General features: G+C 58.1%; 12 protein-coding genes. 7 read left to right on the top strand and 5 right to left on the bottom strand.

Going from position 1 to position 24,767, the window contains the following annotated elements; translation table 11 throughout:
* The first annotated feature begins 132 nt into the window (after nucleotides 1-132).
* Entirely contained in the window at nucleotides 133-441 is a 309-nt protein-coding gene (locus tag STH12_RS03365; RefSeq protein ID WP_126166252.1) for a hypothetical protein, read from the top strand.
* The gene (locus STH12_RS03360) at nucleotides 441-1,214 is read left to right on the top strand and encodes a Zn-ribbon-containing protein (RefSeq protein WP_126166251.1); all 774 of its coding nucleotides are present in this window, start codon (nucleotides 441-443) and stop codon (nucleotides 1,212-1,214) included. Before STH12_RS03365 ends, STH12_RS03360 begins: the two co-directional genes overlap by 1 nt.
* 68 nt (nucleotides 1,215-1,282) lie before the next feature.
* Here the strand turns inward: STH12_RS03360 and syd are convergent, their stop codons facing one another.
* Nucleotides 1,283-1,930 (bottom strand): SecY-interacting protein, encoded by a 648-nt coding sequence (syd, locus tag STH12_RS03355; protein ID WP_126166250.1) that lies wholly within the window; start codon nucleotides 1,928-1,930, stop codon nucleotides 1,283-1,285.
* Between the two features lie 59 nt (nucleotides 1,931-1,989).
* Here syd and queF point away from each other — a divergent pair, with 59 nt between their 5' ends.
* A complete protein-coding gene (gene queF / locus STH12_RS03350; RefSeq protein ID WP_126166249.1) occupies nucleotides 1,990-2,847 on the top strand; it encodes an NADPH-dependent 7-cyano-7-deazaguanine reductase QueF in 858 nt (285 codons plus the stop codon).
* Between the two features lie 59 nt (nucleotides 2,848-2,906).
* Here the strand turns inward: queF and STH12_RS03345 are convergent, their stop codons facing one another.
* From STH12_RS03345 to STH12_RS03330, 4 genes are all read right to left on the bottom strand, one after another.
* Nucleotides 2,907-4,217: an FAD-dependent oxidoreductase gene (locus STH12_RS03345; protein ID WP_237158729.1), complete on the bottom strand. Its 1,311-nt coding sequence runs from the start codon at nucleotides 4,215-4,217 to the stop codon at nucleotides 2,907-2,909.
* 10 nt (nucleotides 4,218-4,227) lie between these two features.
* Nucleotides 4,228-5,139 (bottom strand): 4'-phosphopantetheinyl transferase family protein, encoded by a 912-nt coding sequence (locus tag STH12_RS03340; protein ID WP_126166247.1) that lies wholly within the window; start codon nucleotides 5,137-5,139, stop codon nucleotides 4,228-4,230.
* Between the two features lie 146 nt (nucleotides 5,140-5,285).
* Nucleotides 5,286-7,334 carry an elongation factor G gene (fusA, locus tag STH12_RS03335; RefSeq protein ID WP_126166246.1) on the bottom strand — a complete coding sequence of 683 codons (2,049 nt, stop codon included), beginning with the start codon at nucleotides 7,332-7,334 and terminating at the stop codon, nucleotides 5,286-5,288.
* Nucleotides 7,335-7,445: 111 nt separating this feature from the next.
* The gene (locus STH12_RS03330; RefSeq protein WP_126166245.1) at nucleotides 7,446-7,742 is read right to left on the bottom strand and encodes a hypothetical protein; all 297 of its coding nucleotides are present in this window, start codon (nucleotides 7,740-7,742) and stop codon (nucleotides 7,446-7,448) included.
* 365 nt (nucleotides 7,743-8,107) lie between these two features.
* Between STH12_RS03330 and STH12_RS03325 the strand changes: the two genes are divergently transcribed.
* The 4 genes from STH12_RS03325 (at nucleotide 8,108) to STH12_RS03310 (ending at nucleotide 24,638) form a co-directional block, all read left to right on the top strand.
* Complete coding sequence (locus STH12_RS03325; RefSeq protein ID WP_237158728.1) at nucleotides 8,108-8,923, top strand: transcriptional regulator; 816 nt, start codon at nucleotides 8,108-8,110, stop codon at nucleotides 8,921-8,923.
* Complete coding sequence (locus tag STH12_RS03320) at nucleotides 8,920-16,890, top strand: type I polyketide synthase (RefSeq protein WP_126166244.1); 7,971 nt, start codon at nucleotides 8,920-8,922, stop codon at nucleotides 16,888-16,890. Before STH12_RS03325 ends, STH12_RS03320 begins: the two co-directional genes overlap by 4 nt.
* 21 nt (nucleotides 16,891-16,911) lie before the next feature.
* The gene (locus STH12_RS03315; protein ID WP_164551133.1) at nucleotides 16,912-18,798 is read left to right on the top strand and encodes a PfaB family protein; all 1,887 of its coding nucleotides are present in this window, start codon (nucleotides 16,912-16,914) and stop codon (nucleotides 18,796-18,798) included.
* Between the two features lie 65 nt (nucleotides 18,799-18,863).
* A complete protein-coding gene (locus STH12_RS03310) occupies nucleotides 18,864-24,638 on the top strand; it encodes a hotdog fold thioesterase (protein ID WP_126169398.1) in 5,775 nt (1,924 codons plus the stop codon).
* The last annotated feature ends 129 nt before the right edge of the window (nucleotides 24,639-24,767 follow it).

Genomic DNA, 24,767 nt, shown 5'->3' with positions numbered 1-24,767 from the left:
ATAGTAAGGGCTGTGATAAAATCACCGCCATTGAGGCCGGATTACAGCAAAAAGCAGGCCAAAACATAACTAACTGAATATTAATGACTTATCAAATCACCCTCTGAGTGTGGTTGAGGAATTTCACCAATTATGAGTCAAATCGAACAGGTACTTGCGGCCGCGCGCATGCTGGAAGAAAAGGGCCAGGAGCCCAGCATCGCCCTGATAAAGGCCAATTTGCCGACGCCATTGCCACTGCCTGTTATCGTAAAAGGGCTGCAGCAGTTCAAAAACCTGTCTCAGGACGAAAAGGCCAGACTGCAGGCCGTACAGATGCTGGCAAAAACAACCGAAACGCCCGATGAACTCACCGCCCTTACGCTGCGTGTTACCGAGCTTGAAGCCCTGTGTCAGACCCTGGCAGCCAGGCTTGAGCGTCTCGAAGGGAGCGGTAACTGATGTTCGTCACCGAAGTGCGATTTGAGTGTTTTGCCGACACCACCCTCAGCGCCGCCCAAGGTGCGATTAACCATTTGCTGGAAGCCTGGCGCGCCAATGGTCAGGTGCTGGGCCGCGAATTTGCGGTGAGTTTTCACGAGGGTGAGTTTCGTGCCAGGCTGATGCTGCCTGCGCCGGACAGCCTCGCCAACCGCCACAACAGCCCCTGGGCCAAGGCCGCATTAAAAGCGCTGACCGATGCCAAGCTGTTGCCTCCACGCGAAAAACTGCAGGGGCAGGACATCAATGCCAACGAGAGCTTCGAAGGCGAGTCCAGCTGGCAACTGCTGTACACCAGCTATGTGCACATGTGCTCGCCGGTGCGAAGCGGTGATAATCTGCTACCCATTCCCCTGTACCAACTGCCCGCCAGCTTTAATGGCGATCATAAGCAGCTCATTCGTTGGCAAACCGAATGGCAGGCCTGTGATGAACTGCAAATGGCCTCAGGCACCAAGGCTGAATTTGCCGCACTCGAGGAAATCAGCACCACAGAAAGCGACCTGTTTCGCCGTGGCTGGGACTTGCGTGGCCGGCTTGAGTACCTCACCAAAATCCCCACCTATTACTATCTGTATCGGGTAGGCGGAACCAGTTTGGCCAGCGAGCGGGAACGTCCCTGCCCCCGCTGTGGCAGCCACGAGTGGCGCCTCGATGAGCCACTGCTCGACATGTTCCACTTTCGCTGCGAGCCCTGCCGTATTGTGTCCAATCTTTCCTGGGATTATCAGTAACGGGCCTGCGTCAACGCAGTCACGCTCAATAAATAAGGCGCCCAAAGGCGCCTTATTTCATCACGGCTTCAGCGGCCAACAAGATTGCGCCACATGCGTTTCATGCTGGCGAAAATACCTGGATGATCGGCAATCATTGGCTGCGGCTCGACAAACACGCTTGGCGGTGCAACCCGGGGGCTTAACTTAGCGATAAACTCCGCCAGGTTATCTGCCAGACGCTCATGGGGCACATTGCCCGCCACTTCTCGCCAAACGCTGCCATCGTCGTTATTTACGGTCAGCATTTCTTCATCATCGCCAATCAGGCCAACAAACCAGGTTTGCCCCTGCTTAAGCTGCTTTTTCATCATCAGATGCCCCAGCAGATTTTGCTGCAAAAGCACAAAGTCATCTTCACTCCAGGGCTGGATCAGCTCGCCTTCCCCCCACGGAGAATCAAACTGCAACGGGCCTGCAAAGCCGTGGCCGTAGAAATCATTGATATCGCCATGAAGCTCAAACTCCATCGCATGGCTTAAATTGTCGAAGTTAGCAGCCGCTTCCCGCGACGCCCATTGCCACATCACGGGCTCATCGCTGTCCAGATCCTGCCCGTCAACCAAACAGGGCGATGGTCGACCATGGGCATAACAACGGGGTTGCTCCCCCAGCCCGTCCAAAAACGCCTGGGCGTAGGATTTATGAAATTTTGTCAGAGCTGCCAGACAAGACACTTAAGAACCGTCCAAATTAGGGTATAATGTGCGCCTATTTTGACACGGAAAGATGTTTGATGACACGAAATCACGATCCCTATAGCGGGGCCGCCGAGCTTGCGGGGCTGACTCTGGGTCAGGCTACCGAATATCAGGCCGAGTACGCTCCTTCGCTGCTGCAAGGGGTTCCCCGTAAACTCAATCGGGATGCCATCGCCCTCAGCGGCGAACTGCCTTTCCACGGCACCGATCTGTGGACCGGCTATGAATTGTCCTGGCTCAACGCCAAAGGCAAGCCCATGGTGGCGCTGCTTGAACTGCAATTGGACGTCAACAGTGAAAACCTGATTGAGTCCAAGTCATTCAAGCTGTATCTCAACAGTTTCAATCAGACCCGTTTCGAGTCCATTGAAGCTGTGGCCGAAACCCTGGAAAAAGACCTGGCAGCCTGTGCCAAGGGCCTGGCCAAGGTGAAGGTGATTGAGCCCAAGCAGTTTGGCCTTGAGCGCATCGTTGAGCTGCCCGGTACCTGCATTGACGATTTGGACATCGAAGTCGAAGACTATGAATTCAACCCTGATTATCTGAACGACAGCACAGACGACAAGCAGTTGGTGGCGGAGACCTTAAACTCCAACCTGCTGAAGTCCAACTGCCTCATTACCTCCCAGCCCGACTGGGGCAGCGTGATGATCCGTTATCAGGGGCCGAAAATTGACCGTGAAAAACTGCTGCGCTATTTGATTTCCTTCCGCCAGCACAATGAATTTCATGAGCAATGTGTCGAGCGGATCTTCACCGATCTGAAGCGCTACTGTGGTTGCAGCAAACTGACCGTGTTTGCCCGCTATACCCGCCGTGGTGGTTTGGATATCAATCCGTTTCGCAGTGACTTCGAGCAGTTGCCGGAAAACAATCGTCTGGCACGCCAGTAAGATTAAACCCCATCAAAAAACGCAGCCAAGGCTGCGTTTTTTATTTCCGTGGCAGACGGCTAACCCACAGCCGCGAGTCTGGATGCCAGGCGCTCGCCAAGACTCATCAGGGTCAAGCTTGGCGGCACCCCCCAGGAGCGCGGGATAACCGAGGCATCGCAGACATAAAGCCCTTGCAGTTCAGTCTCAAGCTCGCTGTCGACCAGTTTGCCAATGGCAGCGCCGCCACCCGGATGCGCCGCAAAATGATGGCTTTTAAATACATTGTCTGCGCCTGCCGCTTTCAAAATGTCCGTTGCCAGCGCCACGCCCTGGCTGAATTTGGTTTTATCTTGCTCCGTCAGCGGCTTATTCAGCCAATGTTTGCCAATACGGCCACCTAAGTCATCACGAATTTTCACCATGATGCTTAAGGTGTTGCCATGACTTGAAAGCTTATCGAGCCTTCCCATTTGAGCACAAAAGGCCTGAAACAGCGGCTTTGGCAGCGCCAGATCGGCAAGGGATACCCCGGCTTGATGCAGGTACATCCCCTGGGTCATGGGCACTTCACGGCCGCTGGCGCCTATGTCCCCGGCAATTGATGCAGGCAAGCTTCCCATCACCGCAATTACAGGGTCAACAAAGTAGCCGCGGCCTGCCTCGCTAAAGCCTGCCTGCTGCAACAGCTGGACTGAGCCTATGCCGCCCGCGGCCAATACCACCTTCGGAGCCTTCAAGCGCACACTGCGGCCCGCCTGGCGACATTCAACACCTGTGACTTGTCCATTCTGCTGCAATATCCGGGTGACTTTGGCATTGGCATGCAAAACGGCACCAAGCTGCGCCGCCTCATGGGCAAAATCCCTCGCGCTCCACTTGGCGCCGTATGGGCAGCCATAGCCGCAGCGGTGGCAATCGGTACGGCAAAGTGCTGGTCGGATAAGCTTTTCCAGCTTCTGCCATGACTGCCCGAGAGAAGCGGCCCCCTGGGCAATACGTTTTGCCAGCGGGCCAATCAGCTCATCCGGCAACAAATGCGCAGGCAAAAGCGAACGTACCCTGGCCACATGGGGCTTAAGATCAATGCCATAGTCGTTAAACCAGTCGGGCGGGTCCATGATGGTGGCGAAATTGATGGCAGAGCTCCCACCCAGGGTGATAGCCCGCAGCAACAGCGACCCGTCAGCGTGGAAAAACGCGCCCTTACCGGGCACAGCCGCCATGGCCGCCATTTGCGAAAAACTGCCGTTAAGGGGCGCCTCGCTGCCCCACTCCAGCAGACATACCTTAAGGCCGCGCTCGGCAGCCCCACGGGCAACGGACGCACCGCCGGGGCCGGAGCCCACCACCAGCAAATCAAACTGAGATACGTTTTCCTGGCTCGTCACAGGTGCAGCCTCACCGCTCATTCAGCATGGTATTGACACCTGCATGGGATGCATCGCTATTCGCTACATCCTGCAGCAGGCTCTGCCATTGAGGTTGGGCAAGGGTTAACCTGCACCGCCGCGGCGTTGGGGTCGCCAGGGTGTAAGCCAGTCTGAACTCTGAATCGATTTGGCCCACCGCCGACTGCCAGTGCCATTTCGCATAGGGGGCCATTTGGGTTTCGGCACTCGCCGCCATGTTCGAATCGGTGCTCACTTGCGTTTCAGAACCAGTGAAGCGCTGAACTTCAAGCCCATCTTGAAAACGGATGAAAGCGCCGTCCGGACAGCACTTTGCAGTCGCCAAGTCGAAACCAAAGGTTTTCAGGCCTTCTGCGAGCCCCTTGCCGGTGGCTTTGATGTAGGACTCTTTCAGCGCCCACAAATCAAAAAAGCCGTCCCGTTTGGCGTCGGCGGCAAGACGCTCGAGATACTGCTGCTCAGGGGCCGAAAAATAATGGCGATAAATGGCGTCGATATCCGTGTTGGCGCGGTTACGTTCTATGTCGGCACCAAGCAGCAGCTCAGTTTCATTAAGCGTCGAGGCAATCAGCAGATAATCACCACTGTGACTTAAATTAAACTGGATGCCCGCCTGGGTTAATGAAGGTTTGCCCTGGGGGCCGTAGTCGAATGTCAGCGACGCGGGATGCTGGCCTGTTCGCCTTGCAAGCTCAGCCCTTAAGCAAAGCCGCACCAGCAATTGCCGCGCAGCCAGCCCTGGCAATCTGGCCCTTTGGCTGCGCTCATGCTCATCGGCGCTGAGCCAATGCAGATAAGGAGCAAGGCAGGCGTCAAGCTCCCCGGGTGACCCATCGAGTGGTGGCAGGGCTATCAGGGTCAGTAACAGGTTGATTTGCAGAGCATCTGAGTCAGCAGACATCCAAAGGCCATAAGAAGATAACAATTGCCCTTATTGTGGCAAGCTTTGCCCGGATCCCCAAGCGCGAAACGCTCAGCCATAAAAAAGCGGCGCATGGGTTAACCATAGGCGCCGCAAAGGTTTTGGGAAGGAACCGAATACTGCTGTTAATCCTCTTTATCTTCGATAGTGCGCAGCAAGCTTTGTTGCACTGCCGGCGGCACTATGTCGTAGCGGGCAAAACTCAGGGTAAATTCGCCCTCGCCCGAGGTCATTGATTTAAGCCGGGTAGCGTAGTTGTCCACTGTCGCCAGCGGCGCTTCGGCCATCACCCGCACCTTGCCATCGCGTCTGGCTTCGGTACCGCAAACCATGGCACGGCTGGAGCTGAGATCGCCTGTGATGTCACCCACGTCCTCGGCACTGACCAGAATATCCATGGCTACCATGGGCTCCAAAATCACCGGACTTGCCTGCAAGAAGGCATCAAAGAACGCCTTTTTACCGGCCATCACAAAGGCAATTTCCTTGGAGTCCACGCTATGGTGCTTACCATCAAGCAGGGTGACCCGCACATCTTCTACAGGATAGCCGCCGAGGCGACCGACCTTCAGCGCCTCACGCACGCCCTTTTCAACCGCAGGAATAAACTGAGTCGGTACAGAGCCGCCCACCACTTTGGAGACAAACTCAAAGCCCTTGCCCCTTGGCAGCGGTTCGACGGTCAGCTCCACTTCGCCAAACTGGCCGGCACCACCGGACTGTTTCTTATGGCGATAACGGGCGGTGGCCGCCTTGCACACGGTTTCGCGGTAAGCGACCGCTGGCTTACAGGTATCCATGTCGACCTTAAACACACTCTGGGCTTTTTCGAGCGCAATTTGCAGGTGCAAATCACCCAGGCCACTCAATACCGTCTGGCCCTCGGCCTCGTTTTGGGATACCGCCAGGCTTGGGTCTTCAGCAATTAACTTAGCGAGCACTTCAGCAATTTTTTGCTCATCACCACGGCGCTTGGGCGACACCGCCAAACCGAAAATGGGCTGTGGCAGCTTAAGCTCCGGCAAGTGAAATTCGTCTTCATCGTGGCTGTCGTGCAGCACCGAGCCTACTTCCAGCTCGTCAATTTTACACAGAGCGCAAATATCACCCGGCACGGCGGTGCCCACTTCGGCTGTTTCGGCGCCCTGTAACTTCAGGAGGTGTGCCACTTTTACCTGCTTGCGATCACCGCCGATAAAGAGCTTCATGCCACTTTGCATGGTGCCCTGATACAGACGGAAGACTGCAACCCGGCCAAAATAAGGGTCTATCCCGACGCGAAATACCTGCGCCAGAACGTGATCATCAGCCTTTTGCGTAACATCAACCGGCGTGGCGCCCTCGCCAAAACCGCGCACAAACTGTGGCGGATTGGCTTCCAGCGGGCTTGGCAGCAACTTCACCATCAGCTCAAGCAGGGAGGCTATACCCACTTCCTGCTCGGCGCTGGTGAAACACACAGGCACCAGATGCCCCATCCGCAGCGCGGTTTCCAGCGGTTCGTGCAGCTGCTCAGCACTGAGCATTTCGCCCTGCTCCAGATACAGGGTCATCAGCTCTTCGTCTTCTTCGAGTACAGTGTCCACCAGCTCATCACGGGCAGACGAGGCAGAGGAGAACAGCGTCGGACGGTTTTCTTCACAGTGCAGGTAGCAATCGACCACATCATTGCCATCGGCCGATGGCAGATTGACCGGCAGACAACGCGGACCAAAGGTGGTTTGCAGCTCTTCGATAATAGCGGGCAAACGGTCGAGGTGGCCGTCGATATGGTTGACGCACACACACACGACCTTGCCCTGAGCGCGGGCGGCCTCGAAGGCGCGGGCGGTTACCGGCTCAATACCGGTGGCAGCATTGACCACCAGCAGCACAGACTCTACCGCCGGCAGCGGCAACAGTGCGCGGCCAAAGAAATCGGGCAGTCCAGGGGTGTCTATCAGATTAATGTGGTGAGCGTCGAAATCGAGATTGAGGAAGGATGGTTCGAGACTGTGTTGGTGGGCTTTTTCCTGGGCAGTGAAATCAGCATGATTTGTGCCCTTATCCACCCTGCCACGTTGACTTATCGCCTTGGCGCCATAGAGAAGCGCCTCGAGTAGCGAGGATTTGCCCGCTCCGGTATGCCCAAGCAGGGCAAGGTTGCGGATCCTCGCGGTCTGATACTCAGCCATAACGGCCTCCTTGTGTCACATTTTATCCGGGTACACACGCAGTATAGAACCGACAAAGGAGGCTAATTTTGACAGCGGTCACAAGTTCAACCGACTCGAGATACTAATCCGCTATTTTACTTCTTCGGGTACGGTATTGCGGATCACATCATCAACATAAGTTTGCGCGCTCTCTTGCTCTTTTTCCCGCTGCTTTCGGGTCGTACAACGCTTTTGCGGCAAGTTGGACCCTGTCACTTTCACTACATCACATCTGTAGCCAGCTTTGTCCATAGCTTCTTTTCTTTGTTCGGCCAGCTGAATTTCTTCATCGGTCAACTTGGCATCACTGGAATTCGCACATCCCAAAAGCTGCGTTGACGTCAATAAAAGGCCGATGATTATCCCATTCCGTCTTGATACAAACATAATTCCTCTCCATAGAAAGTTGTTCCAGCGCCAGCAAGTCGCCAGCGCAAACCCCAATAGCAACACATAAAATTTTCATTTACAACAAATCAAACAATTAGAAACAATTAGTATTAAGCAACCAAACCCAGTCCCGCCTGATTGTATCTTTTGCCATCCTCAGGTAATCTGCTTCCCCATTGACTGAGGTATCCCCAACCGGGCGTATTTTGGGTTAGCTGCCATCTCGCAGTACTGCCGCCCCGGTTCCGCCAGTTTGTATCTGTTTGCTGCATGACGATGCCCACGGATGCACTCTTGGCCACAGCATACGGATACACACCCTCTTTAAGGATAAAAAACAGCAATATGGGAAGTCAGGCCGCGTGAGTGCGGACAAAGTCAAAGGCGCCGCCAAGGGTGCCCGCCACCGCAATGCCACTACCACGGTGGAGATGCGCCGTTTTATTCAGGAGTCACCGCTGCCGGTGGCTGAGCTTGCCCGTGTGCTCAACATTACCCCGGCAACAGTCCGAAAGTGGAAAAACCGCGCCACAGTTACCGACAGCTCCAATCTGCCCCATCACCTCAACACCACCCTGACACCGGTGCAGGAATACGTGGTGGTAGGCCTCAGGTATCAGCTCAAACTCACCCTGGATAAGCTGCTCGAAGTCACCCAGCGCCATATCAATCCTAATGTGTCCCGCTCAGGCCTCGCCCGCTGCCTCAAGCGCCACGGCGTCTCCCGCCTGGGTGATATCACTCCCAACGAATCGCTGCCGGAAAAGCACTTCGCCAGCCTGCCGATTTGCCGTGATGCCGGTACCGAGCGCTACACCCTGAACAGCCACACCCTGGCGCAAACCCTCAAACTGCCGGCGGAAGACGAGCAAACCGTGGTGCAAATTGAAGCCATGCATGTGCCACTGGAGGACGAAGGCTCCTTCTCGGTACTGATTGGCATGGCGCCCGCCCACGACTGGGTTTATGTGGACATCTACCCCGACGAGCGCGGCGATGCCGACATCGAGGCCGCCGACCGTTACATCACCCATGTGCTGCACCATGGACCCTTCAGGCTCAGGAAAATCCTGGCCCGTAACTATCAAACCTTTCTGGCGCGCTTTCCCGATGCAAAGAGCGCCAAAAACCGTAAAAAGTCGCCGCCAAACCCGGCGCCCACAGGAGTTGCCCCATGAGCGAGTCCCAGACTCACGACGCCAAGGATCTGCGCCTTAACAAGCGTCTCAAGGACACCCCCATCGCCATCGTTGGCATGGCGAGTCTGTTTGCCAACAGCCGCTATCTGAACGAGTTCTGGGATCTGATTGTCGATAAAATCGATGCAATCACCGAGGTGCCCGCCGATCGCTGGCAGGTGGACGACTACTTCGACAGCGACAAAAAGGTCGCCGACAAGAGCTATTGCAAGCGTGGCGGCTTTATTCCCGAAGTGGATTTCAACCCGATGGAATTCGGCCTGCCGCCCAATATTCTCGAGCTGACCGACAGCGCTCAGCTTTTGTCACTGGTGGTGGCGAAAGAAGTACTGGAAGATGCCGGTATCGGCGAAGGCTCGGGCCATGACCGCGACAAAATCGGCATCACCTTAGGCATAGGCGGCGGCCAAAAAATCAGCCAGAGCCTCAATGCCCGCCTGCAATATCCAGTGCTGAAAAAGGTGTTTCGCGAGAGCGGCTTAAGCGACGCTGACAGCGAGATGCTCATTAAAAAGTTCCAAAGCCAGTACATCCACTGGGAAGAAAACTCCTTCCCGGGCAGTCTGGGTAACGTGATTGCCGGGCGCATTGCCAACCGCTTCGATTTGGGCGGCATGAACTGCGTGGTGGATGCGGCCTGTGCAGGCTCCCTCGCCGCGGTGCGGATGGCGCTGACCGAGCTTACCGAAGGCCGCGCCGACATGATGCTCACCGGCGGCGCCTGTACCGACAACTCCGCCTACATGTACATGAGTTTCTCCAAAACTCCGGCCTTCACCGTGGATGAGAAAATTAAGCCCTTCGATGCCGACTCCAAAGGCATGATGATTGGCGAAGGCATCGGCATGATAGCCCTTAAGCGCCTGGAAGATGCCGAGCGCGACGGCGACAAGATTTACGCTGTAATCAAAGGCGTAGGCGCTTCAAGCGACGGTAAATTCAAGAGCATTTACGCCCCGCGCCCCGAAGGTCAGGCCAAGGCACTGCACCGCGCCTACGATGATGCCGGTTTCCCCGCCTACACTTTGGGTTTAATGGAAGCCCACGGCACAGGCACAGCCGCAGGCGATGTGGCCGAATTCGGTGGCCTGAATATGGTGATGTCCAAAGGCAACGACGAGCGCCAGCACATTGCCCTTGGCTCAGTAAAATCCCAGGTGGGCCACACCAAGTCCACCGCGGGCACCGCGGGCCTTATCAAGGCGGCGCTGGCACTGCACCACAAGGTGCTGCCGCCCACCATCAACGTGGTCAAACCCAACCCGAAAATGGCGATAGAAGAGTCGCCGTTTTATCTGTCCACCGAGCCGCGCCCCTGGATGCCGCGCCCCGACGGCATTCCACGCCGCGCTGCTGTCAGCTCCTTCGGCTTTGGTGGCACCAACTTCCATCTGGTGATGGAAGAATACCAGCGCGATCACGCACGCACGCCCTATCGGCTGCGCACCGCCCCCGTGCCATTGCTGTTTGCCGCTCCCAGTGTGGATGCCCTGCTTGGCGAGCTTAAATCCTTAAGTCTTGAGCTGGGCAGCAGCAATGAGCGCTTCGAGTCGCTGGTGGCTCCTTATACCCTCAAGGGTGAAACCATTGATGCCAACTGGCCCCGCCTTGGCCTGCTGGCAGCAAGCACCCAGGAGCTCAAAGACAGCCTGGATGAGGCCATCGGCAAAATCAGCGCTGGCGCAGCACACTGGCGCAGCCTGGATATGAGTTTCAGAGCCGCCGCCATGGACAAAAAGGCCAAGGTCGCAGCCCTCTTTGCCGGACAAGGCAGCCAGTACCTCAACATGGGCGGCGAGCTGGCCATGCTCTACCCCGAGATGCGCGCCGAGTTCAGCGCGGCTGATGCCGAATTTGCCCGCCGCGGCTATGCCGGTCGCCATGGCTTTGGTGAGTTATCAAGCCTGGTGTTTCCTATCCCTAAGTTCAATACTGAGGCGCGCAAAGCCGATGAAGCGGCGCTCACTAACACCCGCTTCGCCCAAAGCGCCATTGGCGCCGTGAGCCTGGGTCAGTTTGAAATATTAAAGGCCGCCGGTTTTAGTTTCGATGCGGTGGCAGGCCACAGCTTTGGCGAGCTCTCAGCCCTTCGCGCCGCCGGCGTTATCGATAAAGACAGCTACTACCGACTTGCATTCGAGCGCGGTGATGCCATGGCCTCGGTGCCTGAAGGCAAAGATGCCGGCACCATGGCAGCGGTTATTCTGCCATCGCCCCAGCACAGAAATGTGCTCGACAAGCTGCTTGAAAAAGACCCGGCCGTGGTCATTGCCAACCACAACAGTCCGACCCAACTGGTGCTGGCAGGCCCCACAGAGGCCGTAAAGGCCCTGGTGTCCAGCCTTGCGGCTGAGGGCATTCGTGCCATCGAGTTGCCGGTGTCCGGCGCTTTCCACACTCCGCTGGTCGGCCATGCCCATGCGCCCTTCGCGGCCGCCATCGATAAAGAGCGCTTCATTGATGCCAAGGCCACCCTGTACGCCAACGCCTCCGGTGACAAACGGCCGCTGGATGGCAAAAGCCTTAAGCAAAGCCTCAAGGCGCAAATGCTGGAGCAGGTACAGTTCGAGTCGCAAATCGAGAGTCTGTACCGCGACGGCGTGCGGGTATTTGTGGAGTTTGGCCCCAAGAACACTTTAAGCCGTTTGGTGGAAGCCATCCTGGGTGAGCGCAGTAAAGACTGCCTGATTGTGTCCCTCGATGCGCAATCGGCGCAATCGGCTGGCAGCCACCGTGCCGACAGCAAACTCAAGCTGGCGGCGTTGGAGCTGGCACTGGCCGGCTTTGCCATCGGCAACCCCGACCCGTACCGCGAGCACCTGTCCCACAAACCAACGGCCAAGTCAGCGCTGACCATAAAACTCAGCGCCAGCAACTACATAAGCCCGGCTACGGCCGAGCGTATGGCCGCCGCCCTCAAGGACGGCGAGGTCAGCAAACAAATTGAAATCGTAGAGAAAATCGTGGAAAAAACTCAATACGTCGCGGCGCCCGCAACCCAGGCTGGAGCACAGGCTCCAGCAGTTCAAGCCCCTGTTGGCCAGGCGCCGCAAGTGACCCAAGGCGGTCTGGATGCCCTGTTTGCCGCCCAGCAGCAATTGGCCGCCCTGCACCAGCAGTTTTTGGCCATTCCCACCCAATACGGTGAAGGGGTGCAGGCGCTGATCCAAAAGCAGCTGGAGCTGGCTGCCGCCGGTCAAAGTGTACCTGCCGCCACCGAGCGGGCGCTGGAGCTGTTCCACCAGCACCAGGCGGAAACCTTACGTATTCACACCGAGTTTATGCGCACCCAGGCAGCCAGCAGCGAGCAGATGCTGCGCTCCCTTGCCGGTCAGGCATACCTGCCGTCAAACGTTGCCGCTGCAGCTGTAAGCGCTGCGCCTTTAAGCCCAGTGCCTATAAACACAGCGCCGGTAAACACTGCGGCCGCAGTGATGCCAGCGGCAACTGCCCAGAGCGCTGCTTCGGCTCCAGTCCAGAGCACAGCTACTCAAGTACAGAACATGTCGACACCAGGCACTGTTCAGACGCAGGTTCAGGCTCAGACGACAGCCACTGTGCAAACAGCGCAGGCCGCCGGCACAAATGCGGGCACGAACATTCAGCGGGTCATGCTGGAGGTCGTCGCCGAGAAAACCGGTTATCCCACCGAGATGCTGGACCTGTCCATGGACATGGAAGCCGATTTGGGTATCGACTCCATCAAACGGGTAGAAATTTTAGGCACAGTACAGGACGCCCTGCCGAGCCTGCCGGAGCTGGATGCCGCCGCCATGGCTGAGTGCCGCACCCTGGCCAATATCGTTGATTTGATGCAAGCGAGCTTGCCTGCCAACGCAAACGTTTCTGTCCCTGTTCAAGCCCAGCCCCAGGTTCAAGCTCAGGCTGCTGCGCCAGCGCATCAAAGCGCTGCGGCGGACATCACTCAGACCATGCTCTCCGTGGTGGCCGACAAGACAGGCTATCCGGTCGAGATGTTGGATTTGGCCATGGATATGGAGGCGGACCTGGGTATCGACTCCATCAAACGGGTAGAGATTTTAGGCACAGTGCAGGACGCCCTGCCAAGCCTGCCGGAGCTGGACGCCGCGGCCATGGCCGAGTGCCGCACCCTGGCCGACATCGTCAATCTGATGAGCGCCAGCCTGCCTGCGGCAACTGCAACCGCAGTAACCGCCGAAGCACCACAACAGCAGAGTCCTGCAGCTGACGTGACTCAAACCATGCTGGCCGTGGTGGCCGACAAGACGGGTTATCCCGCCGAGATGCTGGATTTGGCCATGGACATGGAAGCAGATCTGGGTATCGACTCCATCAAGCGGGTGGAAATTTTAGGCACAGTGCAGGACGCTCTGCCAGGCCTGCCGGAGCTGGACGCCGCCGCCATGGCCGAGTGCCGCACCCTGGCCGATATCGTCAACCTGATGAGTGCCAGTCTGCCGCTTGGGACTGAGGCGGCTGCTCAAGCGCAAGCTCCCGTATCAACGCAAGCCTCTGGCTCAACGCAAGCCTCTGGCTCAACGCAAGCTTCAGGCTCAACGCAAGCTCATGCTTCTACTCAAGCTCCAGTTTCAAATGGCAGCGCGCAAACGGCACCTGCTGCGGCTGATATCACCCAGACTATGCTAGCCGTAGTGGCGGACAAGACTGGCTATCCCGCAGAAATGCTGGAGCTGTCGATGGACATGGAGGCAGATCTTGGTATCGACTCCATCAAGCGGGTAGAAATTTTAGGCACTGTGCAGGATGCCCTGCCGAGCCTGCCTGAACTCGACGCCGCCGTGCTGGCAGAATGTCGCACCCTGGCCGATATCATCGGCTGCTATAGCGCGGCGCCGCAAACGGCACAGGAGCCAGCGGCTGCCGACGCAACAACCGACACCGCAGCTGCAATTACTCAGCCTGTTGAAGCTGTTGTAGAAACTACAGAAAAAACGGCAGCAGAAACGGCAGTAGAAGTGCCTGCAGCAGAGAAAGACTTCAGCGAGCAAACCGCTGCGCTGATGGCCGCTGTCGCCGAAACCTTCCAGCCCGAGGCCATCATTGCAACCGATGCCCTTGCGCCTGAAGCATCCGCCCCAGAAGCCTTAACTGAAGCCTCAGCAGCTGCAGACGCGGCAACCGAGGTCGCCACCGCTGACGTATCAGCGCCAATCCCTGCGCCCAGCCCACAGCAGGTGCTGGACACCATGCTGAGTGTAGTGGCCGAGAAAACGGGCTATCCGGTTGATATGCTTGATCTTGCCATGGACATGGAAGCCGATTTGGGTATCGACTCCATCAAGCGGGTGGAGATCCTTGGCACAGTTCAGGACAGATTGCCGGGCCTTGCCGAAGTGGACGCAGCCGCGCTGACCGAATGCCGCACCCTGGGGCAAATCGTCGATACCTTTTCCCTGCCGAGTGAATTCTCAGGTCAGGCAGACGAGCAAACCGCACTGGAGCTGGCACCGCACACGGGGGTCAGCCTAAAAAAGCTGCCAGCGGCAGATAGACTCGAGGCCGACTCGGCTTCCAGCCTGTTTGCCGCCAATGGCCGGGTGATCATCCTCGATGATGGCCACAACGCCGGTGTGCTGGCTGGTCGCCTGTCAGGTAAAGGGCTTGAGGTGACCGTAGTGCGGGCCAAGGCCCTCGCCACCCAGTCGGTGCTGGATGCCAGCATCGCTGCCCAAACCCTGACCGATGACAGTGACGAAGCCGTTGCCGAGCTGGTGCGCTCCGTGGGTGAAGTCTCAGCCTTTATTCACCTGCAGCCGCAAGACATCGCTGAATCAAAAAATGAATCAAAAAATGCGTCGAAGAGTGAGCAAGCTGACGACTGCTATTTCAGCGATGCCGCCTTTGCCAAGGTGTCACTGGCCTTCCTGTTTGCCAAACATCTGGCCGCCGGCTTTAGCGCAAGCAGCGACAAGCGCCGCGCCTTTATTACCGCCGCACGTATGGACGGCAAACTGGGTCTTGGCGATCGCCCCTTCGAGCTCAATCAGGCGGCGCTGTTTGGCCTGACCAAAACCCTGGCTCATGAGTGGCCCACGGCCCATTGCCGCGCCCTTGATGTTGCGCCCGAGCTGGACGCTGCGGCCCTGGCCGATGCCGTTATCGACGCCCTCTATGGCGTGGACAATGGCAACAATGCTGAACTGGAATGGGGGATCAGCTCAGAGGGCCGCTTTGGCTTAATTGCCAGCGAACTGACTGAAAATCATCCCAAAACCAGCTTAAACAGCACAGATAAAATACTGGTGACCGGGGGCGCGAAAGGGGTCACCCTCGATTGTGCCCTGGCGCTTGCCAAAGAAACCGGCGCGCACTTTATTCTGGCGGGCCGCAGCAAGGCACTGCCAGCAGCCGAGTTTCCATCCTGGGCCAGAGGGCTGGATGCCAAGGCCCTGAAACAGGCGGCGATCCAGGAGCTGCTGGCCAGCGGTAAGCGGCCACTGCCCAAAGATGTTGAGGCCATGATTGCGCCGCTTATCAGCGCCATCGAGATCCAAAACGCCGTTCAACGTTTCGAAGCCGTTGGCGCCAGCGCCGAGTATCTGGCTCTGGACGTTTCAAGTGCCGCTGCGGTTGAGCAAGCGCTGTCGCCTATCCAGGCGCTCGCCCCGATTACCGGGCTTATCCACGGCGCCGGAGTTCTGGCCGATAAACTCATTCAGGACAAAAACCTGGATGAACTGAACCGGGTAGTTGGCACCAAGGTCGGCGGGCTCAGTGCCCTGCTGGATGTGCTTAAGGATCTGCGTCTGGTGGCGCTGTTCTCTTCGGCCGCCGGTTTCTACGGTAACAAGGGGCAGAGCGACTACGCCATGGCCAACGAAGTGCTGAACAAGGCCGCCCATCGTTTGGGCAACAGCGGCAATCGCCGCGTGGTGGCGTTTGACTGGGGTCCATGGGACGGCGGCATGGTCAACGAGAGCCTGAAAAAGATGTTCACGGAGCGTGGCGTGTATGTGATCCCGCGGGATCTTGGCGCCAACCTGTTTGCCGAAGCTGTGCAGCGTCGCAGCGCCTGCCAGATTTTGGTGGGCTCCAGCATGCAGGGCTCTGGCAAGGCTGGCGATCAGCAGGCGCCCTCGGCAAAAAAGCCTGATGGGCACAGCGTCAGTATCGGCTGCAGCATACAGCGCCAGGCATTGGGGATCCTCGCCGATCACCAACTTGGCGGCAACAGCGTTCTGCCCACCGTCTGTGCCCTGAATTGGATCCGCCGCGCCGCCAATAGCAGCTTCCCACAGCCAGACAATGGCTGGCAGATTGCCGACTATCGCCTGCTCAAAGGGGTGGTATTCGACAGCGATGAGAAGCAGCTGACCTTAACGCTGACTACCACTGAGACAGGCCTGAACGCGCAAATCGACTCTGATGGCCGTCCTCAGTACCAGGCCAATCTGAGCCTTGGTGTTGCGGGCACTGAGTCCAGCATCCCAGCCACCGACAAGGCCATCAGCGCCAAAAAGCCGGTTATCACAGGCAGCCAGCTGTACCAGGACGCCAGCCTGTTCCACGGCCCGTCGCTGCAGGTCATAGGTGATGTGCAACGCTTTGATGATTCAGGTCTTTATTGCAGCTATGCCCTGCCGCTGCCATTCAGCGCTGATACCGATGCCGATTATGCCGAGCTTGCCCAGCAGGATGCGCTGTTGCAGGCGCTGCTGGTGTGGGCGCGGCTTAAGTATGATGCAGCCAGCCTGCCAGCCAGCCTTAGCAAACTCACCCAACAGCGGGTGATTGGCCACGGTGAAACCGGCCATATCCGTCTGTGGGTGAAAACGCACTCAAGCCGTCAGCTCAGCGCCGATGTGGCACTCTATGATGGCGCGGGCAAGCTTGCCTGTGCCATGGAAGGCGCCAGGGTGACTATCAGCAAGTCGCTGGATAAAGCCTTTGCCAATGGCAGCAAGGGCACTGAGACTCAGGCTGCCAAACCAGCCAAGGGGTAATCGAAGGGACTGATGACGGATATGAGCACCGACAAACACACTCAGGAAACACCCAAACCGCTGCGTCTGGCGCTGTGTCGATTGGCGAAACTGCCGACAGGCATTGCCAGTTGCAGCGACGCCGAGCCGGACTGGCAAGCGCTGGTCAGCGCTGCTGCCACTGGCCCGGTATCCCTTGGCACCGACACCAATCTGGTGCTGATGCCGGCACTGGATGCCGCCAAAGCCCATCTGCACCCGCTGGCGCTGCTGCAGGGGCTCGGCGCCGGTAAGAATGCCATACATCAGGCGCTGACACAGGCCGGACGCACGCCCGCCGAGGCGGAAATTCTGTTTGATGCCCCAAGCCTTGAGGCTGTCATCAAGCACGCCGAATTGCTGGCGGGCCGCACTCATCCTGTGTATGGCGGCTATTGGAGCCACCCCCGCTATCAGGCGCGGGTACTGGCACTGGTGGGTAACCCGTCCCAGGCTGCAAGTCAGACTCTGGTTCTGACTCAGGGCTCCGCCCGCACGGCCCTTGGACTGAATGGCCACGAACTGCCCTGGCTGTTGCCACTGGCACTGCCGGGCAGCGATTGGTCGGCCATTCAGCGCCGCCTGACCCAAATTCAGGCCGAGCTTGGCGCGGTCGATTCCACCGAGGCACTGGAAGCGCTGATAGCCAATGCCTTCGATGAGATGACCCCGGGCTGCCGCGCGCTGGTATTGGTGGGACAGGATGCCAAAGCCCTTGCCGCCGAAGCTGCGAGCCTGTCCTGGCGCCTTGCTGAAAGCCTGCGTGACGATATTGAGTTATCGACCCCGGCAGGCAGCGTGTTTTCGCCCAATCCCGCAGGCCCAGCCGGGCTTGCGTTTGTCTACCCCGGCGTCGGCACCGCCAGCGCTGAAATGCTCGACTCATTGCACCTGCGTTTCCCCAAAGTGTTCGACGCCCTCGATGAAGCCTGTCGCCAACATGGACTCAGCGGCCTTGACGGCGTGCTGCTGCCACGGGAGCTGGGTGACAGCCCGAGCCTGGCCGAGCTTGCGGTATCCGGCGTTGGCGCCAGCGTACTGATGACCCGAATTCTCGAAGAGGAGCTTGGGATTAAGCCTGCGATCACCCTTGGCTATTCCATGGGTGAAGCGGCCATGGTCGCGGCCCAGGGCCTGTGGCAAGACCCCTTCGCCATGGTGGGTGACACCCTGGCAAGCCCGCTTTTCAACGACGCAATTTCCGGGTCTCTCAGCGCGGTAAGAGGCCAGTGGAAGCTCGCCAAAGAAGCCAACATCAAGTGGAAGAGCCTGGTGCTGAGAGTTCACGCCAGCGATATTCGCCCACTGCTGCAAGACTTCCCCAAGGTGGCAATCGCCATCGCCCAGGGGCCCAGCACAGTGCTGGCAGGCGATGAGACTGAGCTTAAAAAGCTATTGAAACAGCTTGGAAAACGCGGGCTCGACACCAAGCTCGTTACCGCCATGCATACCCCTGCCGCCAAAAAGATTGAAGCAGCCCTTGGCGAGTTCTACCAGCGTCCCCTTGCTGAGGCTCTGCCCTCACAGTTGCCGCTGATGTTAAGCGCCGGCGCAGACAAGCTTGACGCCAATGCCGACAGCATCGCCGCCGCTATCGCCGCCACCTTTGCCAACGAGCTTAAGTTCGATGAGCTTATCGTGCGCGCCTACAAGGCCGGTGGCCGTATTTTTGCTGAAGTGGGCGCCGGACGCGAAGCCAGTGGCATAGTGCAGGCCATTGGCGATGACAAGCTGATGCGCCTTACGGCTCAGCCCACCGATGGCCAGCAGGGCAAGGCACTGCAAAAGCTGCTTGCCCGCCTGATTGCCCACGGCATTCCGATGAATTTATCCCGCCTGCGCCCTGTCGATACCTCAGCGCAGCGCACCGCCCAAGAGACAACACCTTGAGCCATAAAACCAAAAATAACACCCGGCAGACACACTCAGTAGCCTGCCCCATTGCCGTGGTTGCCATGGCGGGCCGCTTCCCGGGCGCCGAGAATATCGATGCCTTTTGGGAACTGATAAAAGCTGGCCGCGATGCCCACACCCAGTTAAGCGATGCCAAACTGGGCGCGCCCGTGGCCGCCTACCTTGGCGAGCAGGGTCAAAGCGATCGCTTCTACTGCGATAAGGGCGGCTATGTTGACGGTTTCCGCTTCAGCCCCGAGGGCTTTGCCAAACCTGCCGGCGACATGGCAGCACTTGCAAGCCAGCTCGATGAACATCAGCTGTGGGCGCTCGATGTAGCCAAACAGGTGAGCCTTGGCGTCAAGCTCGATGCCAGTCGCACCGGGGTTATCATGGGCACCCTGTCGTTTCCGACCAGGGCCTCCAACCGCGCCATGATCCCGCTCTATCACCAGCGGGTCGAGCAGGCGCTCAAACAAAGGTTACCGGGCTTCCCCACGCTGCAGCCCTTTAATGCAGAAAGCCAGGGCGCAGCAGCCCCCTGGCAGCAGGAAACCGCCGCCGATGCCTCGGCCATGATTGCCGAGAGTCTGGGCCTTGAAGGGCCACAGTTAAGCCTCGATGCCGCCTGCGCAAGTTCGGTGTACGCCATCAAGCTTGCCTGCGATTACCTTGCCACCGGCAAGGCCGACCTGATGTTGGCTGGCGCTGTGAGCGGTGCCGACCCCTTCTTTATCAGCATGGGCTTTTCAATTTTCCACGCCTTCCCCGAAGCCGGGTTTTCGGCGCCGCTGGATAAAAACACCGGCGGTCTCTTTGCCGGAGAAGGCGCAGGCATGCTGGCGTTAAAGCGCCTCGATGATGCCATCCGTGATGGCGACACAGTTCACGGCATCATTCGTGGTGTCGGCCTGTCCAACGATGGCCGCGGCCAGTTTGTGTTAAGCCCGGCCAGCAAAGGCCAGGTCAAAGCCTTCGAGCGCGCTTATGATGACAGCGGTATAAGCCCGGCCGAAGTGGAGGTTGTCGAGTGCCACGCCACCGGCACGCCACTTGGCGATAAAGTCGAGCTGAGTTCCCTCGAGCAGTTTTTCGAAAAGCATCTTGATGGCAGCGCGGCCCCCAAGATTGGCTCGGTAAAATCCAACCTGACCCATCTGCTTACCGCCGCAGGCATGCCCGGCATCATCAAGCTGATGCTGGCAATGAAGCACAAGCTGCTGCCACCAAGTGTGCGGCTGCAAAGCCCCATTTCATCCCCTAATGGCCTGTTTGGCGAGGCACAAATCCCGGCTGAATGCATAAGCTGGCCGCAAAAAACCGGCAACAGCGCGCCGCTGGCAGGTCTGTCGGTGTTCGGTTTTGGCGGCTGTAATGCCCATTTGGTGCTGGAGTCCCCCGATGCTCTGACCGAGGCTAATGCAGAATCTGCCGCCGTATCCTCCATACTCAGCGCCCCGCAAGCATTTGAAATCTCAGGCATTGGCGCCCACTTTGGCAAAGCAGACAGCCTCAAGGCGATTAACAGCTTGATTGCTGAAGATAAAACCGCGCTTATCCCCCTGCCCGCCACCCCCGGCAAGAGCCGCTGGAAAGGGCTTGAATCGCTGGTAGCAGACGGCTCCAGCGCGCCAGAGGGCGGCTATATCGACAGTTTTGAGCTGGATTTCCTGCGCTTTAAGCTGCCGCCTCACCCCAATGACAGGTTGGTGGCCCAGCAGCTGTTGCTGATGAAAGTGGCCGACGAGGCTATTCGCGATGCCAAACTCGCCCCCGGCAGCAATGTGGCCGTGCTGGTCGCCATGGAAACCGAGCTTGAGCTGCACCAGTTCCGCGGCCGGGTGAATCTGCACAGCCAGATTGCCCAGAGCCTCGAGGCTGCGGGCATCGCACTTTCAGATGATGAATACAGTGCGCTTGAGAAACTCGCCATGGATGCGGTGCTGCCGTCAGCGAGCCTGAATCAGTACACCAGTTACATCGGCAATATCATGGCCTCGCGGGTCGCAAGCCTGTGGGATTTCAGTGGCCCCGCCTTTACCATTTCGGCGGGCGAGCTGTCGGTGGCCCGCGCCATCGAAGTGGCGCAAAACCTGCTGGCAAGCACTGACTCACAGCTGGCCAACAAACTCGATGCCATTGTGATTGCCGCAGTCGACCTCTCCGGCTCGGCCGAGAAAGTGCTGCATCATCAGGCCGCCCTGAAAGCGATGGGGCTTGCCCCGGGTGAAGGCGCAGGAGCTTTGGTGCTGAAAGCCAGCACTGATACATCACCCGGCACATCATCGCAAAGCTACGCCACCCTTGGCGCCCCGGAATTTGTCGAGGCCGATGCGCTGGACCACAGCTGTTTGATTGAACACAGCCCAAGCGTGCGGGGCGGCTACCCGCTCAAGGCTCCAAGCGCCAGTGCGCGCCTCGGCCACAGCTTTGCCGCTGCCGGTATGGCAAGCCTTATTCACGGCCTGCTGAACATGCAGCAGGGCAAACTCGGCAGCGCCAGGGTGCTGCAGGATGGTGAGCGCCACAGCGCAGTGCTTGGCATGAGCCTAAGCGAGTCGCAGCGCCTTTTGCTGCAGCAGCGCATTGAAAATGGCATAGCCAGTGGCTCAGGTACTGGTACAGAAAAGAATGGTGCTGGAAGCAATGGTGTTGCAAAGCCCCAGACCTGCAGAACCCTTATTCAGCAAATCAGCCTGGGCGGGCGCGACATCGCCCAGCATATTTTAACCGCCGAGCTGCCCTTCGAGGCCGACATTCGCGCCAAGCTGGCCCATGCTCAGGCCACCGCGCCCGTATCAGATAACCTAAGCCCGGCTCAAACAGCCCCTGCTCATAAACTAATGAACAACCAATCTGAGAATAACGCCCAATCCATGGCGCCAGGCCCGCAGGCTGTTGGCAGCCCAGCCCTTGCCAGCCCGTCTCTTGGCACCCCAGCCCTAGGCAATCAGCAGCTAAGCGGCCCAAGCGTGCAGAATCATCTGGCGGCCCTCGAAGCCCATCAGGCATTTTTGCAAAGCCGCGAGGCCGGGCTTAAACTCGCCCGCGCCCTGATGGCGGGCAGCTTTAGTGAGATAAGCAGGGGTGAGATAAACAATGCCGCCATCGCTGCGGCGGTGAGCGAGAATAAGCCGCTGCAAGTTAGCTTGCCGAAGGTGGAGATCAGTCTGCCCAAGGTGGAAGCGAGCCTGCCCAAGGCCCAGCTGGCAACACCAGCCGCAGTTGCACAAAAGCCGCTTAGCCAAGCGGCACAAAAAACAGTAAACCAAGCGGCACAAAAACCATTAAGCCAAGCGGTGAAAGACTGCATCTGGGATTATGCCGATTTGGTTGAGTACGCCGAGGGCGATATCGCCCCTGTGTTTGGCCCCGATTACGCCATTATCGACAGTTACAAGCGCCGGGTACGACTGCCCACCACAGACTATCTGCTGGTGTCGCGGGTGACCAAACTCAATGCCAAGCTTGGCGAATATAAGCCAAGCACCATGACCACCGAATACGATATCCCGGTGGACGCGCCCTATCTGGTGGACGGCCAGATCCCCTGGGCGGTAGCGGTGGAATCGGGTCAGTGCGATCTGATGCTTATCTCCTTCCTCGGCATCGACCTTGAAAACAAGGGCGAGCGGGTTTATCGCCTGCTGGACTGCACCCTTACCTTCCTTGGTGACCTGCCCCGTGGAGGCGATACCCTAAGGTACGATATCTCCATCAATAACTACGCCCGCAACGGCGACACCCTGCTGTTTTTCTTCTCCTACGAGTGCTTCGTGGGCGACAGGCTTATCCTCAAGATGGATGGCGGCTGCGCCGGTTTCTTTACCGACGCCGAGCTTGCCGACGGCAAAGGGGTTATCCGCACCGAAGATGAAATCAAACAGCGCAGCGCCGCCATGGCCAATCCACGTAGCTTCACGCCGCTGATTGCCTGCGATAAAACCCAGTTTGGTTACGATAAGGTGTCGCGGCTGCTCGCCGCCGATGTGGCGGGCTGCTTCGGTCCAAGCCACGATTTGGGCTTCCATCAGCCATCCATCTGTTTTGCTTCTGAAAAGTTTTTGATGATTGAAGAAGTGAGCAAGGTGGATGTCAGCGGCGGCGCCTGGGGCCTTGGCCTTATTGAAGGCCATAAGCAGCTTGAGCCGGACCACTGGTATTTCCCCTGTCATTTCAAAGACGATCAGGTGATGGCAGGCTCACTGATGGCCGAAGGCTGTGGTCAGCTGCTGCAGTTTTACATGCTGCACCTGGGGCTGCACAAACTCACCAAAAATGGCCGTTTCCAGCCATTAAAGGATGCGCCGCAAAAGGTGCGCTGCCGCGGTCAGGTACTGCCCCAGTCCAATCGCCTAAGCTACCGCATGGAAGTCACCGACATAGGCCTTACCCCCTCCCCCTGGGCCAAGGCCAATATCGAAATCATCCTCGACGGTAAAGTGGTGGTGGACTTCCAAAACCTGGGGGTAATGCTCAAGGAAGATGAGGATTGTCATCGTTATGGCTCCGCCAGAGATAACACTGCCGCTAATGTGAACAAGGCACTGCTCGAAGGCCGTCAGGCATCCATCGATGCGCCGCTGATGACCCATGAGCCAGACTTGAGCGCCACGCCAATCAAAGGGGTGGTGCCGGTGAAGCATATCGAAGCGCCGCTGACGACAGACAATTCAGCAAAATCGGCAAATCGCTCCCCGGATTCAGTGCCCTTCACCCCCTGGCACCTGTTCGAGTTTGCCACCGGCAATATCGAAAACTGCTTCGGGCCCGAGTTCGCCGTGTACCGTGGCCTTATTCCGCCGCGCACCCCCTGCGGTGACTTGCAGCTCACCACCCGGGTGGTGGAAGTTAACGGTAAGCGCGGCGATTTCAAATCCCCTGCATCCTGCCTCGGCGAGTACGAAGTGCCACCCAAGGCCTGGTATTTTGCCGAAAACAGCCATCCGGCGCGCATGCCCTACTCCATTTTGATGGAAATCGCCCTGCAGCCAAACGGCTTTATCTCGGGCTATATGGGCACCACCCTGGGCTTCCCGGGGCTTGAACTGTTTTTCCGTAATCTCGATGGCGAAGGCACGCTCATTAAAGACATAGACCTTCGCGGCAAGACCATCAGCAACGACTCGCGCCTGTTAAGCACAGTGATGTCCGGCACCAATATCATCCAGACCTTCAGCTTTGCGCTGGCGGCAGACGGTGAGCCCTTCTATGAGGGCAAGGCAGTGTTTGGTTACTTCAAGGCAGAGGCGCTTACCCACCAGTTGGGGCTGGATAACGGCAAAATCACCACGCCCTGGATTGAAGAAAAGAACCTCAGCCCCGACATCAGCTATAAGCTTCGCGACGACAGCTGCGCCCTGTATCGGGCCGCCCCCGGCAAGCCCCATCTGCGCCTGCCCGGCGGCCGCCTGAACTTTGTCGACAAGGTGGATATCGTTCGCGGCGGCGGCAAGGCGGGCCTTGGCTATGTGTACGGCGAGCGCACCATTGACCCAAGCGACTGGTTCTTCCGCTTCCACTTCCATCAGGATCCTGTGATGCCGGGCTCTTTGGGGGTTGAGGCCATTATCGAGCTGCTTTCAAGCTTCGCGCTGGATGCGGGTCTTGGGAATGAGTTTGCTAATCCGCGCTTTAATCACTGCCTAAGCCGTGTGAAGTGGAAATACCGTGGCCAAATCAGCCCGCTAAACAGGCAGATGTCGCTGGAGCTGCACATCACCGCCGTTGAAAGGGAAACAGGCCGCGTCACCCTCACGGCCGACGCCTGGCTTGCCAAAGATGGCCTGCGCATTTACGAAATCAGCGACCTGGCGCTTGCCATTGAAGAAGCCTGAGGGGCGATGAATACGCCAGCTAAACCGCAAATTTACAAGAATAAACACGGCGCTTCGGCGCCTAAAAGAGAGTACAGATGAGCACAGCCTTTAACTGGCCATGGGCCATAGACCAAGCCTCGGGCATAA

The sequence above is a fragment of the Shewanella khirikhana genome (assembly GCF_003957745.1).
In the GTDB taxonomy this organism is placed as follows: Bacteria; Pseudomonadota; Gammaproteobacteria; order Enterobacterales; family Shewanellaceae; genus Shewanella; species Shewanella khirikhana.
Note: the sequence above shows the minus strand (reverse complement) of the source record. Positions and strands in the feature narration are given on the sequence as shown.